The organism is Pseudomonas sp. P5_B2 (assembly GCF_056400445.1).
In genome coordinates, this window is record NZ_JBFULH010001058.1 from 1 (window position 1) to 1,062 (window position 1,062).

Genomic DNA, 1,062 nt, shown 5'->3' on the forward strand with positions numbered 1-1,062 from the left:
AGCTTGAGCTGGCTGGCCAGGGAAGACGGGGCGTTTTCAGGCAAGTTCATGGGCAAAACCTCGCAGGGCAATAAGCGGCATAGAGATCAAAAGCGTTCTTGCAGCTAAATTGCCACGGGGATAAAGTCGGTGAAATCCAACTTTTCTAACGTTCAGTCAGGCTGCTACTAAACTATGAGCACGCGTCGTCCCGATCCACTCGCGCAAGTCAGTGACTTTGATATCCGCTTGCTGCGGATCTTTCGCAGTGTGGTCGAGTGCGGCGGCTTCTCTGCGGCTGAAAGTGTGCTGGGGATCGGCCGCTCGGCCATCAGCCAGCAAATGAGCGATCTGGAACAGCGCCTCGGCTTACGTTTGTGCCAACGCGGTCGCGCCGGGTTTTCCCTGACCGAAGAAGGTCGCGAGGTGTACCAATCGGCCTTGCAGCTATTAAGTGCGCTGGAAAGTTTTCGCACCGAGGTCAATGGCCTGCATCAACACTTGCGTGGCGAATTGACCATCGGCCTGACCGACAACCTGGTCACTCTCCCCCACATGCGCATCACCCACGCCCTGGCACAACTGAAGGAACGCGGCCCGGATGTGCAGATTCAGATTCGCATGATCGCGCCGAATGAAGTGGAACAAGGTGTGCTGGATGGCCGCTTGCATGTCGGCGTAGTACCGCAGGCCAGCGCGTTGTCAGGGCTGGAGTATCAGCCGCTCTACAGCGAACGCTCGCTGCTGTACTGCGCGGTTGGCCATCCGCTGTTTTACGTTGATGACAAACAACTCGACGACGCACGGCTCAACAGCCAGGACGCCATTGCCCCAACCTTCCGCTTGCCGGCAGACATTCAGGCCCATTACCAGGCGCTCAATTGCACCGCCAGCGCTTCGGACCGTGAAGGCATGGCGTTCCTGATCCTGACCGGGCGATACATCGGTTACCTGCCGGATCATTACGCCAGCCTCTGGGTGCAACAAGGTCGATTGCGAGCGCTGAAACCCACCGCGCGTTTCTACGACCTGAGCCTCGCATCGGTCACCCGCAAGGGCCGTCGCCCCCATTTGGTGCTGGAA

The 1,062-nt window shown here is 58.6% G+C and carries 1 protein-coding gene; it reads left to right on the forward strand.

The genetic code is table 11. From position 1 onward, the window contains the following. Window positions 1-174: 174 nt before the first annotated feature. The coding region (locus tag AC1DRJ_RS29130; protein ID WP_477805177.1) for a LysR family transcriptional regulator at window positions 175-1,062 on the forward strand (888 nt) is incomplete at its 3' end.